General features: G+C 59.6%; 7 protein-coding genes. All 7 read right to left on the bottom strand.

The features are described 5' to 3' along the window. Positions 1 to 19 precede the first annotated feature (19 nt). The 7 genes from K206_RS0100865 to K206_RS0100840 all read right to left on the bottom strand — a co-directional run bounded on the left by K206_RS0100865 (position 20) and on the right by K206_RS0100840 (position 12,999). Complete coding sequence (locus K206_RS0100865) at positions 20 to 3,091, bottom strand: type I restriction endonuclease subunit R (RefSeq protein WP_020200517.1); 3,072 nt, start codon at positions 3,089 to 3,091, stop codon at positions 20 to 22. Continuing rightward, positions 3,078 to 4,325 (bottom strand): restriction endonuclease subunit S, encoded by a 1,248-nt coding sequence (locus tag K206_RS0100860; protein ID WP_020200516.1) that lies wholly within the window; start codon positions 4,323 to 4,325, stop codon positions 3,078 to 3,080. Before K206_RS0100860 ends, K206_RS0100865 begins: the two co-directional genes overlap by 14 nt. Before the next feature lie 149 nt (positions 4,326 to 4,474). Continuing rightward, positions 4,475 to 6,853, bottom strand: a complete 2,379-nt coding sequence (locus tag K206_RS0100855; protein WP_020200515.1) for a class I SAM-dependent DNA methyltransferase — start codon at positions 6,851 to 6,853, stop codon at positions 4,475 to 4,477. An 11-nt stretch (positions 6,854 to 6,864) separates the two neighbouring features. Further along, complete coding sequence (locus K206_RS0100850) at positions 6,865 to 8,583, bottom strand: DUF262 domain-containing protein (RefSeq protein ID WP_020200514.1); 1,719 nt, start codon at positions 8,581 to 8,583, stop codon at positions 6,865 to 6,867. Between the two features lie 33 nt (positions 8,584 to 8,616). Beyond that, positions 8,617 to 10,020 carry a DNA-processing protein DprA gene (locus K206_RS37255; protein ID WP_043364973.1) on the bottom strand — a complete coding sequence of 468 codons (1,404 nt, stop codon included), beginning with the start codon at positions 10,018 to 10,020 and terminating at the stop codon, positions 8,617 to 8,619. After that, positions 10,017 to 12,095, bottom strand: coding sequence for a RecQ family ATP-dependent DNA helicase (locus tag K206_RS41230; RefSeq protein WP_081651272.1), 2,079 nt, complete (start codon positions 12,093 to 12,095; stop codon positions 10,017 to 10,019). The genes K206_RS37255 and K206_RS41230 overlap by 4 nt, the downstream gene beginning before the upstream one ends. Before the next feature lies 1 nt (position 12,096). Further along, entirely contained in the window at positions 12,097 to 12,999 is a 903-nt protein-coding gene (locus K206_RS0100840) for a YafY family protein (RefSeq protein ID WP_029043072.1), read from the bottom strand. Between the last annotated feature and the right edge of the window lie 219 nt (positions 13,000 to 13,218).

Genomic DNA, 13,218 nt, shown 5'->3' with positions numbered 1-13,218 from the left:
CTCCCGCACCCATTCGTCCTCATGCCGATGCCCCAGACTGCGGCGGCACCTTCGGCGGAACCGCGCCAGGCTGATAGGTCGCATCGAACACCGTATCCGTCAGCCAGCGCTTGAAGTTGGGGTTGTCGCTGAACTGCTTGAACAGCTCGGTGTGGTCGGACAGCAGCTCCAGCACCACGCGGTTGAGCGCCTTATCGTGCTCCAACTTGGCGTTCTGCTTGTCGGAGTTCGCCTGCGCATTCTGGTAAGCCTTGTCCTGCGCCACTCGCGCCGGGATCTCCTCGGCGATGACCTTGCGGATCTTGTCCTCGTCCTTCCACTCGATATTGCCGAATAGGTCGTTGAAGGTCTTGATGATTGCGGAGAGTTTGTCGATGTCTGCCTCGCCCTTGCCACCACCGCCGCCCGGCGGCACTGGATCGACCGTGGCGTCGGCGTCGGCCATTGCCATCTTCAACGCCGCCTTGGCCTCCACCCGGTAGCTATCCATGTCGATGGTCTCCAGGACACCCTTGGAGAGGTCTTCCTCCTTGGGCGCGGGCAGCTTCGGGATGAGGAAGTTCAGGAAAATCGACAGCTTCTCCCACGTCGGATGGCCATAGCTCAGGATCGCGGCAAGAAAGCCGTAACTGCGAACAAAAGCCTTGGCTTTGCCCTTGAACTTGACCTGATCGTCCTCGCCGAGCTTGTCGGTGTATTCGGCCACGCACGCATCGAGGATGGGGTCGAGTTTGTCCCGGTCTGCGCCGCTCAAGTACAGCGCCACCAAGTCTTCCACCTGCTGCCAGCTGTACACCTGCTGCCCGTCGAGTTCGGCCTTCAGGTCGTGCAGCTTGTTGGCATCGGTTTCGCCGGTCTGGATGGTGGCGCGGTAGTAATCCTGGAATGCCGCCTTCACCGCCTCGGCGTTGTCGGCAAAGTCGAGCACGAAAGTATCGTGCTTTTGCGGGTGCGCGCGGTTCAGGCGTGACAGGGTCTGCACCGCCAACACACCCGCCAGCGGCTTGTCTACGTACATCGTGTGCAGCAAGGGCTCATCGAAGCCGGTGACGAACTTGTTGGCAACGATCAGGAAGCGATATGGGTCTTGCTTGAGATTGGCCGGAATGTCCTTGCTCGGAAACCCGTTCAGATCGGCCTCGGTCTTCTTCTGGCCGCCAATCTCGAAATCACCCGAGTACGCCACGATGGCCTTGTACGGGCTCTTGATCTGCGTGAGGTAGTCCGACACCTCGCGCCAGTAGTCGATGGCGCGCGCGATGCCGTTGCACACGATCATCGCCCGCGCCTTGCCGCCGATCTTCTGCTTGCCCGCCACCTGTGCGATGAAGTGATCGACCATGATCTCGGCCTTGCGGCGGATGGCCTTGTCGTGCGATTCGACGTAGTGGCGGATCTTCTTCAGCGCCTTCACCTTGTCGAATTCCGGATCGTCCGCCACCGTCTTGGCCACTTGGTAGAAGCTGTCGTAGGTGGTGTAGTTCTCCACCACGTCGAGGATGAACTTCTCCTGGATGGCCTGCTTGGTGGTGTAGGTCAGCTCCTCCGGCGAGCGGAACTGCACCTTGTCGCCGACCAGGGTTTTCTCACCGAACAACTCCAGCGTCTTATTCTTGGGTGTCGCAGTAAACGCGAAGTAGCTGGCGTTGACCAGCAGCTTGCGCGAGGCGATGCGCTTCTCGATTTCCGCGTTGACCGCATCCTGTGTGCTGTCCTCCTCGAACTCCTCCTCGGCAACCTTGCCACCGAGGGCTTCGTGCATCCGCGCCGTGGTCTTGCCGCCTTGGCTGGAATGCGCTTCGTCGATCAACAGCGCGAAGCTCTTGCCGGATAGGTCGCCCAGCTCATCGAGGATGAACGGGAATTTCTGCACCGTGGTGACGATGATCTTCTTGCCACGGCGCAGGTACTCACGCAGCTCTTGCGCGTTGTCGGAGTGGCCGAAGATCGCCGCCACGTGGTCGTACCCCTTGATGGTGCGGGCAATCTGCGTGTCCAGCGCGCGCCGGTCGGTGATGACGATGATGGAATCGAACTGCGCCGTCATCGGGTCATCCTTGCGGCGCAGCTCCACCAATTGGTGCGCCAGCCAGGCAATTGTGTTGCTCTTGCCGCTGCCTGCCGAATGCTGGATCAGATAGCGCTTACCCACTCCGTCGGTATGGGCACGGCGCAGCAGCGCACGCACAGTGCGCAACTGGTGGAAGCGCGGAAAGATCTGCTTGCGCTTCTTGCGTTTCTTGCCGCTGGCGTCTGCTTCTTCCTCCTCCACCACCTGCGCGTAACTCTCGATGATGTTGGCCAGCGACTCGCGGGTCAGCACCTGCTTCCAGAGATAGTCGGTCTTCAGGCCATCCGGGTTGGGTGGATTGCCCGCGCCGCTGTTCCAGCCCTGGTTGAACGGAAGGAACCACGATGCCTTGCCTTTGAGTTCGGTGCAAAACGCGGCCTCCGCGTCATCGACCGCGATGTGCGCGACGCAACGGCCCAACTGGAACAGCAGTTCCTGCGGGCTGCGCGTGGTCTGGTACTGGACTATGGCGTCGGCCAAGGTCTGTTTGGTCAGCGAGTTTTTCAACTCGCAGGTCAGCACCGGCAGACCATTGATGAAGATCGCCAAGTCCAGTTCGTTGCCGGAATCGTTGCTGTAGCGCACCTGCCGGGTGACGCTGAAGATGTTCTTGCCGAAGGCATCCGCCGCGGCGGCATTGCCCGGCGTGGGCAGCAGCTTGTAGAGATCGACGTGTACTGGCCCGTGGCTTACGCCCTTGCGCAGTACATCCACCACGCCGCGCTTGGTGATCTCCCCTTGCAGGCGGTGCAGGAACTGGGTGCGTTTGATGCCGTCCACCCCCAGCTCCAGTGTCTCCACTGCCTTGGGCTGCGTGGTCTGCAAGAAGGCCAGCAACTGCGCCACATCCAGCGCCACGTCGCGGTTGTAGTCGGTGGGCTTACCCTGCACGTAGCCGTTGTGGGTGGCGGCAAAGTCCGTTGGAGCCAGCGCATGGCTGTACTCGGGCTGCGGCACTCCGGTCAGTCCGCGCACCACGCGCGCCTCGAACCAACGCTCGCTGGTGTCAGTCTTCGCCATCGCCTTCCTCCTCTTCGGTCACATCCTCTTGGTCATCGCCCAGCGCAGCAAGCGCCGCGTCGTCTACCACATCGTCCGGGCCGGGCTGCCAGCCGCGCACGTCCACTTGCCCCGTGACCACATCGGCAATCAGGCGGTCGCGGTATTCCCGGATTAGTTTGATTTCGTCTTCCGTGCGGGTGATGGCGTCGTCCAGCGGCGCACTCTCTGTCTTGATGTGCGCAACGATGGCCTGCTGTTCCTCCACGGTCGGTGGCAGCGCCACCGGGAAGCGCCCCAACACAGTTTCTGCGATGGCGGGATACGCGATGCCGATAGAGTTCGCCGCCACCCGGTTCACAAAGGCACTGCTCTGGATGACGTATCCGAGGTATTCGGGCTCCACACTCTTGCCGGGCGTGAGCACCGCAAACCCGGTGGATGCGATCAGGTCATCGGCGTCCTCACTGACATACCAGATGGCCTTCAGGTACGTCCGTACAGTCGAGATGATAGTGTCGCCTCGGCGTAGAACACGACGCGCTCGGGATGGGGCGGCCTCGAAACGGATGCGTTCAAGTTCCTTCGCCAGGCGCCCGGTTTGCACCGAGCCGATGTCCACGTAGCGGAACTCAAAATCTGGACTGGTCTTCTCGCCCAGCGTGCGGGCATTCAGCCTCACCCAACGTTTAAGCGGCTTCACTTCCCAATGTTCCGGCACATCGCCCAGCCATTCGATGCCGGAAGGCTTCAGCGCGACTGCAGTGTCGAGGCCGTGCGTGACGACGTGGTCGATGATGCGTAGCTTCTGTTCGGTCAGCAGCTTGATGAGTTCGCGCTTAGCCTTGATGAAGCGGGCGATGTGCGCATCCTGCGCGCGCAGGTAAGCGACGATCTGGCCTTGCTCCTCCGGTGGCGGCAATAGTGCCGTCACGTTGTAGAAATCATCTGTGTAGAGCCGCCAGAACCCCTCGACGATGCCCTTTGTTCGCCGCCGAAACTCTCCAACGTACATCGGCGTCTTGAAAAGCGATTCGCAATATCGGACAGATGCATCGCCTTTTGGCCTGAGCACGGTGTAGTCCGGGCTGACGACACCCGCTTGTTTCGCTCGCGCGAAAACACCGAGATGCGCCTTCAGGCGATTGAGCACCAAATCGTGTTCTGCCACGAGCTTCCCGCCCGCGTAATTCTCCGACTGGAGGCTCTTACGGCCTAGATCCTTGCTCGGTACAAGGCCGTGAACCTGACTCATGGAGAGGTGAGTTTCCTCACCATGCTTCGAACGCTGATCTACTTCTCTGAACAAGAAACGATTACGGCGAGTCTGCCAATGCGCGGGAATCTCCCCGACCCACGGCAAACCGGATTCTTTGTATTGCGCGTGCCGAGGAAGTTGCTGCATCACGCGCCCCCCACGATCCGGTTCAACAAGCCCTCGCTCTGTTGCTCCAGTGCGAGGATGTCGGCGCGGATTTCCTTTAGTGTGCGCAGCGGCGCTGGCTTGTAGAAATAGCGGGAGAACGAAATCTCATAGCCGATCTGGGTCTTATCCGTGGCGATCCAGGCGTCCGGCGCGTGCGGCAGTACTTCGCGGGCGAAGAAGGTGTCGATGCCGCCCAGTTCCTTCAACGGCACCTGCTCGGTGTCGCGCAGCTCGCTGTCGGGCTCGTACTCGACCATGAAGCGATCATTGCCCACGGTCTCCAGGTACGCGCCATCGAAGCCGGGCTCGAAATGCTCGCCCGCCTTGAGCTTGCTGCGCTTGGCGATGACCGGCGGCGCGGCTTCGTCGCGCCAGCTCACCGCCTTGTAGATGGCCTTCTTCTCCGGTGCGCCGAGCTTGTCGCCCTGCGCCTTCAGCGCAGCGTCGAAGCGGGAGCGGAACTCATTGTGGTCGTCGTAAACGGCGCTGCCGAGTGTCCTCTGCGCCCGTCGCGCCACCTCCATCAGCCCCTTGTCACGCTGCCACGTCGATGCGTCAAGCAACTTCTTGCGGCGCTTGGCGGGAACAGCTTTGCGGGCGACGGGGGCATCACTGTCATCGCCGCTGTCTTCACCGTCGTCGTCTTCGTTCTCGTCCTCGCCTTTCAGCCACGCCTCGATCGCCGGCTTGCGCTTGGCAAACTCGCTGTACAGCGCCTCGCCGTGGGTGGCGTAGATCTCGGCGCGCAGTGCCTCATCGCCGGAGGCAAAACGCAGGGGCTCGATGCGCTCGTCAGAGAGCTGGCTCTTTAGGCGCAGCGGGCGCTCGACAGTGATCTTCCAGTAACCGAAGTCCTGAGTGTCGAACCATTTGGACTGGGCGGTTTCCTGTGCCTCGCCGAGGTAGAGGTCGAGGATTCGCTGGATGTCTCCGTCCGAGAGTTCGCAGTTCTTCTTGCCGAGGTTGCGGCGTAGCGGCTGGAACCAACCACTGGCGTCGATCAACTGCACCTTGCCACGGCGCGCTTCGGCCTTCTTGTTTGCCAGCACCCAGATGTAGGTGGCGATGCCGGTGTTGTAGAAGATGTTGAGCGGCAGGGCGATGATGGCTTCGAGCCAGTCGTTTTCAATTACCCAGCGTCGGATGTTGCTCTCGCCCTGGCCCGCGTCGCCGGTGAATAGCGCCGAGCCGTTATGCACCAGCGCAATGCGGCTGCCCAGCGGCGTGTTGTGCTTCATCTTTTGCAGCTTGTTCACCTGGAACATGAGCTGCCCGTCGCTTGAGCGGGTAATGAGCTTGAACTCGTTGTTGCCCGCGTGGCTGACGATGAAGCGAGGGTCGTTGAATTCCTTCTTGCCGCCCATGCGCTCCAGATCGGTCTTCCAACTCTTGCCGTAGGGCGGGTTGGAGATCATGAAGTCGAATTCTCGGCTGCGGAATTGGTCGGCGGACAAGGTGGATTTGTCCGCGCCACCGACGATGTTCTCGGCTTCCGCTCCTTCGCCCTTCAAGAGCAGGTCGGCCTTGCAGATGGCGTAGGTTTCGTCGCTGATCTCCTGCCCGAACAGGTGGATCGACACTTCCTTGTCGTGCTGCTCGGCCAGTTCGTGTAGCGCTTCCTCGGCCACGGTGAGCATTCCGCCGGTGCCGCAGGAGCCGTCGTATAGCGAATAGGTGCTGGACTCGATCCGGTCGGCCACCGGCAGGAACAGCAGTTTGGCCATGAGCTGCACCACGTCGCGCGGCGTGAAGTGCTCGCCTGCCTCTTCGTTGTTGTCTTCGTTGAAGCGGCGGATCAGCTCCTCGAACACCGTGCCCATGCCGTGGTTGTCCAGCGCAGGCAGCTTGATGCGGCCGTCGGCATCCTTCACCGGCAGCGGCGCGAGATTGACCTCGGGGTCGAGGAAGTCGTCGATCAAGTAGCCAAGGACGTGCGAATCCACCAGCTTCTGGATCTGGTTACGGAAGTTGAACTTGGTGAGGATTTCCTGCACGTTGGGCGAGAAGCCGTCCAGGTACGCAATGAAGTCATCGCGCAGCCGCTGCCCCGCCGCGCTGGCCTTCAGCTTGGACAGAGTGAACTCCGAGACGTTGTAGAAGGCTTGGCCTGCTGCCATGCGCAGCGCGCCGTCTTGCTCGGCTACTTTGTGGGTGTCGAGGAACTTCTTGCGCTCCAGCACCGCGTCCTTGGTAGCTTCGAGCACTGCGTCGAGCCGTCGCAGCACCGTGAAGGGCAGTATCACGTCGCGGTACTTGCCTCGCACGTAGACATCGCGCAGGCGGTCGTCGGCGATGTTCCAGATGAAGTCGGAAATCCACTTGATCTGGCTTTGGTCTTGTTGTTGTTTCTTCTGCATCGATACGTTCCTCAACTCGCCGCCGTGCCTGTGGAGACGGCGAGATTCCAATGGTCTTTGAGGACGCCCACGAGGCGTTGCTGGCGCTCTGCCAGAAGCGTGGGTGTCCACTCGTTTTCTGATCTGACTTCCTGCGTCAGCACGAAGGGCGACGCCTTGCCCTTGCCCCTGAAGTAGGCGTCCTTCTTCTTGGCAAAGTCGTAGTTGCTGGCAGACGAGTTTTTGTTCCTATCCAGCGGAACCAGATTGGCCAAACGGTGCGTCCAGCCATCGCGCTCGTCTTCATCCGGGAACCACTTGATCCAGTCCGAACCGTCGGGCGGTGTTTGCGGCAGGACGTGCTCCAGCGACACGGCATCTTGAAGCTGCACGCCGGGGGCGCGCACCAAGGACTCAAGGCGCAAGACCAGCGCCATCCGTCCCTTGGGCAGATCGTCGTACACGTCTCCATCAAGTGCCGCGACGAACTTGCGCTTTTGCGCGTCTGTTAGGGTCAGGGTGGTGAGCGCGACCAGATCCCCCTTGAAGGACTCCGGCTCGATTTCCTTGGTGAGCGCAGCGTAGGTTTCGATGCGCTCGTTGATGCCCACCTTGGTGACCAGCAGGAAGTAGGTCAGGCGTTCCAGCGACTGGAAAAATTCGGCAAGTCGCTTGGGTTGCTGCCGGAAGCGCTTGAAATAGACCAGTGCCGGGGGCACCCAGTCCTTGAAGTCCACGCGGTTGAGCCAAGACAGGTGATCGTTGATCGTCTCGGCGTGCTCTGTGGCTTCAAAATCGGCGTCGCGCACGAAGTCCCACACTTCGGCGTAGGGTTTGATGACCTTGTCGACGAGGTCGATAGGGGTCTTGTACTCGGTGACGTGCTCCTGGAACTCCTTGACCAGGATGTACTTCTGCTTCTTCTTGGCGTAGATGCTGCGGATGTGGCCAAATAGGTCACCGAAGGCGTCGCGGCCTAGCGAGCTTTCGATCCGGCTCCACTCTTTTGCGTAAGCGCGGCTTTTGACTTCGCCTGCCGTGGTGCGGATCAGGCCCAGCACCTGCGCCTTGATGATGTCGATAGGCGCGAGGTCAAGCCCCCGGTTGTTGAGTACGGAGAAGATGCGGTACGCGGCTTCGAGGTCGGGCGTGGAGATGACAACCAGCGAGCAGTCGTTGGCGAGGAACTGCCACAGAGCAATCAGTTCGGCAGGAGGAAGCGCCTTGGCCTTTTCGAGCAACAGCATGGCGTTTTCGCGGTAACGCAGACGGCTGTCTTTCAGCTTGTCGGTACTGGCGACCAACTGTGCGATGCCACCCGGCTCCTGGATATTGGTGCGGAAGAAGTCGGCATCTTCCTCGCGGGCGGTCAGGCGGTACTCGTTTTTCTCACCAAGACTGACCTTGCCCTTTTTGTAGAGGAAGTCTGTGATGTCGTCTGCCGCATCCGGCATCACTGTACGCAGCACGGCAAAAAGCATCGTGAGCGTGGACAAGCGCTGCTGGCCATCGACAACCGACGACTTCGGCTCCCGGTCGTTTTTGATCAGAACGATGCTGCCGAGGAAGTATTGGCTGCTGGCTCCGGAGACACGTGCATCCTGCATCGCCGAATACAGGTCATCGAACAGCTCTGTGGCCTGCTCGGTTGTCCAGGCGTAGGGGCGCTGGTAGTCCGGAATCTCGAACTGGTAGCTGCCTTCGAAGATCTCCCGGATCAGTTTGTCGTGGGCTTCAAGTGTCTTGGCCATTCTTGCGCTTTCGCTCTCTTTTATTTCAACTGGCTATTCGAACAGCCGTTTCTGCTTGACGATGTAGCCCGCAGGTTTCTTCTGTTTTTCTAATACGCCTTCTTCAACCAGACGCTGCAACCATGCCTTGGCCTGCGCGTTGGAGACGTCCAGCGCTGCGGCCACTTCGGCGTCCTTCATCGGCGTGGTCAAGAGCTGCTGGATCAATGCCCGAACAGCTGAAAAGAGCAACTCGGCCGGGACTATTTCTGGCAGCGGCTTCTCAGAGGTTTCGCCTGCTGGCACTTCCGCGTTCGAGACGGCTAGTGGCGGATCTTCGGACACCAATGCGGACGACCTCGTATCTGAATCAACCTCGGCAGGTACAGAAGGTTCTTCCTCGACCTTGGACACAGGCACGGTATCGCGCACATCGGGTGCCACTGCCGTGGCGTCCACTGCAGGTGTTCCGTCAAACAGCGACAAGCCAACCTGTGAAGAGGTGGCTGTTGACGGAGTAGGCACGTTGAACACTTCTTCGAAAGAATCGGCATCTCGCGGATTTGGCCAGGGCAGCGCACCTTTGCTTCTCAGGGCGTCTAGTCCGGCGGACGATTCGCCTGTTGATCGAACAAAGACAGGAACGAACTTGAGTTTGTCGAGTTGTTCTACCGCACCAGCCCAAGTCCCCCCTTTATTAACATCAGAACTCACCACGAGTGAGGCGTCGGCCAATGCATAAATCAGCTTGTTCCGCTGCATGGCATTTCCGACGTTGAACCCAGCGCTCGGGTCGTAGGGGGATATCAGCACCAACTGACCTTCCAGCAGCAAGTTGCGGTGCTCGCGGTTCATGGTGGTCTTTTCCAGACTGTCTGCCAGAACCCCGCAGACCTTGCCGCCAGCTTCGAGCGCTCCACGCATGGCAGCCTGATCGATACCCTTAGCACCGCCAGAAACGAGTGTGCTACCTGCACGAGCAGCCAGTCGCCCGATTGACATGGTGTAGTCAATCAATGCGTCGTCCACGTGACGCGACCCAACCACGGCGAGGCCACCTGTCTCCAACAACGCCATGTCGCCACAGCCGTAGAGCACAGCTGGGGCATCTTCACGAAGACGAGCCTTCAGGCGACGCGGATACTCGGCATCGGCCCGGCTGACCACCCAGATGGCGCGTGCTTGCCAGCGTTCGATCACTTGGCTCAGCAGAAATCCGCGTCCCAACAATTTCAGTAGTCGGCTCTCGTCAATCACCGGTTGGCACGCACGCAGGATCTCAGTCGCGTCCGGCGAGACGAGATCAGCTGGTTGACGCTGGATTTCGCGCAAATGACGTGCGAGACGTTTGTATTCACCTGGCGACAGGAGATCGGATGATGTCGTGCTACGCCCAGCAATGAGGGGCGCAGTCAGCAGCAGGATTGCCTGGGTGTTGGGTGAAAGAACTGGCGTCATTCGTCGTGCCCCGTCTGTGAAAGGGCCATCGGCCAAACTGCGCCACTGCCGCTCTTGCGGAGGAGCCACGCCGACACTGTTAGCGTCCAGCGTGAGTCCACCATGTCATCAATCAAGAGGACTGGGCCGGGAGGAATAGGTTGGCCGTTAAGTGCAAGCGAGCCATCGATATTGCGCGCCTGCTGTGTACTGTTTGCCATTGTTTTCTGTTCAGGTCTTGCGTCGGTTTTCGCGATGACCATATGAAACGGTAGATCCAGCGCAGCAGCCAAGCGCTGTGCGAAATTCGGTACTAAGTCTGGATGCCGGAGCGAAGGAACACATGTCACCCAGGTGGGGGCTGGTTGCGGATTCCACTCAGTGATCATCTTTATGCAGGCAGCCACAAGATCATCGGAAAAACGGCTGTCGTGGTATTTGCCCTGCCGAACCAAGCCGCCCCAACCAGCATCGCCCCAGACGCAGAGTGCTTTGCCGGGCTCGGCTTGATGAGCAGGTGCTATGAAACCCTTCACCCCGTACTGAGGCATCCCACCATCAGGCCACTTCTTGCGCGGCTCGATAGGCAGGCTGGTTCGACGAAGAAATGCGATGGCAGCTTTGATCAGTTCGGTATCCACCGTTGTAGGCAGTGGAGGCAAGGCCGGGGCGGTGACAGCGCTTGGATCACCGTCGAGCGCACCAATCAAAAAGCCCATGTGTTCACCAAACGGCAGACTGACGTAGTCCTGCATTTGTTGGTGCTCGTCTCGCCGAAGTGCCGTGAGACGCTCTGCACGATCCCAAAATGCTTCGCTCAGGGTTGCTGCCGTGAGTTGCCACTTGCTGCCTTGCTTGGCGATGGGAGCCGGTGCTTCCAGAGAGAGCAATGCAATCGTCTTCTCGATGCGCCCCTTGCTCAGATTGACGCGGGTCAGTAGCTCGGGCACGGACAGACCGTGAGGTTCTTCTTCAAGTGCGCCTAAGACATCTGCGACTTCTTGGCGGGTTGGGAAGGCACTTCGGATAAACCAGTCGGTGATGTCAGACTCTTCCTCGCCACTGAGCAGCACGCCATAGGCGGAGTCCAGCCCTCGTCCAGCGCGACCAACCTGCTGGTAGTAGGCGACGACCGACCCCGGCATCTGATAGTGAATGACAAACGCCAGATCGGGTTTGTCGTAGCCCATGCCCAATGCTGTCGTCGCAACCAACGCTTTAACTTGATTGTTAAGTAATGCCTGTTCCAGTTGCTCACGACGATCACCGGTTTCTCCGGTATAGGCTTCCACATTGAAGCCTTGGGTCTTTAGCCAGGCAGCGACCTGATTAGCATCCCTTACAGTCAGCGTGTAAATGATGCCGTGGCCCTGCAGCGTGGCGAGTTGTTCAGCCAGCCATGCAAGGCGTTCGGCTTGGCTGGGCAGCCGGATGGTTTGCAAAGAAAGCGAGGTGCGATTGAGATCGCCCCGCGACACATCGAGCTTTGGCCCCAGCACCGCCGAGAGATCATCCATCACCCTATTGTTAGCCGTCGCCGTAGTAGCGAGGAGCCGAAGATTGGGTGGCAAGGTCTTGACGATGCGCTCCAGCAGCCGGTAGTGAGGGCGGAAGTCGTGCCCCCAATCGGAAATGCAATGCGCTTCGTCGATGACCAACATGGAAATCTGTGCGGCGATACCCGCCAACACCTGGGTACGGAAGCGCTCGTTAGCCAGCCGCTCAGGCGAGATCAACAGAATGTCAATTTCCCCGTTGGCGAGCTTGCCTTCGACTGCAGTCCAATCGTCCATGTTGTCCGAATTGATCGTGGCGGCGCGAACGCCCATCCGCTCTGCCGCAGCGATCTGATTTCGCATCAGCGCCAGTAACGGCGAGATCAATAGTGCTGGGCCCGCTCCTGCTTCCCGCAGCAACTTGGTTGCAATGAAATAGACAAAGCTCTTACCCCATCCGGTTTTCTGAACAACCAGCAAACGGCCTTTGCCTTCGACAATGTGGCGAATGGCATCCTCCTGGCCATCGCGGAAGGTTGCGTCTGTACGTCCGGAACCGATGCGAAGCAGTTCCAGTGCGCGTTTTGGATCGTAGGCCACGTTATTTTTCTCCCTTGCTTTGGTCGGGTGGTCGGTAGCCCGGAGCCAACACGGCATTCTTGACGCCGTAAAGCGCCAAATGATCTTTCAGCCAAAGTCTGTACTCGTGACCTTGCAAGCGGTGGTCTGGCGAAGCATCGACGCTCCAACGCTGGAGCATGTAGCCAGCGACCGCAGCACGGACTCGCATCCGAATCGAGCCATCCTTCATCCCGTAGTCCATTCGAATGATCTCGGGACGGCTTAAGCGCGGGTGAGGCACCAAGTCCAATTCGACGATCCGAGTCCACTGGATATCGTTGTCTGGGCGTTCGTTGGCCTTGGGTTCCTCATCGACCAATGTTGGCGCTTCGATGCGGGTGACGACAAAGTCTCGGAACTCACCACTCTTGCGATCAAAGGCCCGGACGTGCCAGCGCAGGCCGGTGTCGACCAAGGCGAAGGGAACGATCACCCGTTCGGACTCCCCGCTGCTCATCGAGTGGTAGCGGATGGCCACCGGACGCTTGGCGTGGATCGCGCGACAGATGGGTGCCAGTACATCCATACGAGGACTACTCAGCACAGCGGGTGACTCGCAGGGAAACATGGGCAGCGACTCGCCATTCACCCCTTCGCCGAACCCAAGCGAAAGTGCTGACAGAACCCGCTGCGGGGCATGGTCGAACAAAGGCGCGAACGCTTTGCCAATCCTGTAGATCTTGCTGCTGCCGTCGAACTCGATGTTTTTCGGCGCAACCTCGCGGTACAGAGCCAGATCGCGAGTGGCTGCTGCGGGTGCCACTCCAAAGCGGCTGGCCAAATCAGGACGGCCAACTTCCCCCATGAAGTACAGGCGGAAGTCGATGTAGGCCAAACGCTCGCGCTGGGTATGACTCAAACTTTCGACACGCTGAGGGTGCATCGTCAAAGACTCCTCATCCATGTGAGACGACGGGAAGACCGTGAAAATCGGATTGACTGCTCATCATGGCGCCGTTTATATCATCAATATGATTACATTATGCGCCATTCCTTATGCATGAACAAGGGCGCTTAGGTGCCGCTGTTCGCCCATGAGCACGCCCCAATGCAAATGAGCAGGCCAGCGGCAAGCCTGTCGGCCACCGCCCTTGATCACGGA

The organism is Cupriavidus sp. WS (assembly GCF_000395345.1).
Taxonomy (GTDB): Bacteria; Pseudomonadota; Gammaproteobacteria; order Burkholderiales; family Burkholderiaceae; genus Cupriavidus; species Cupriavidus basilensis_B.
This window is presented reverse-complemented; position numbering and strand designations above follow the sequence as displayed.

Coding starts and splice junctions, on each gene's coding strand:
- K206_RS0100865 (WP_020200517.1), bottom strand. CDS start 3,091: ATGGCGAAGACTGACACCAGCGAGCGTTGGTTCGAGGCGCGCGTGGTG.
- K206_RS0100860 (WP_020200516.1), bottom strand. CDS start 4,325: ATGAGTCAGGTTCACGGCCTTGTACCGAGCAAGGATCTAGGCCGTAAG.
- K206_RS0100855 (WP_020200515.1), bottom strand. CDS start 6,853: ATGCAGAAGAAACAACAACAAGACCAAAGCCAGATCAAGTGGATTTCC.
- K206_RS0100850 (WP_020200514.1), bottom strand. CDS start 8,583: ATGGCCAAGACACTTGAAGCCCACGACAAACTGATCCGGGAGATCTTC.
- K206_RS37255 (WP_043364973.1), bottom strand. CDS start 10,020: ATGACGCCAGTTCTTTCACCCAACACCCAGGCAATCCTGCTGCTGACT.
- K206_RS0100840 (WP_029043072.1), bottom strand. CDS start 12,999: ATGCACCCTCAGCGTGTCGAAAGTTTGAGTCATACCCAGCGCGAGCGT.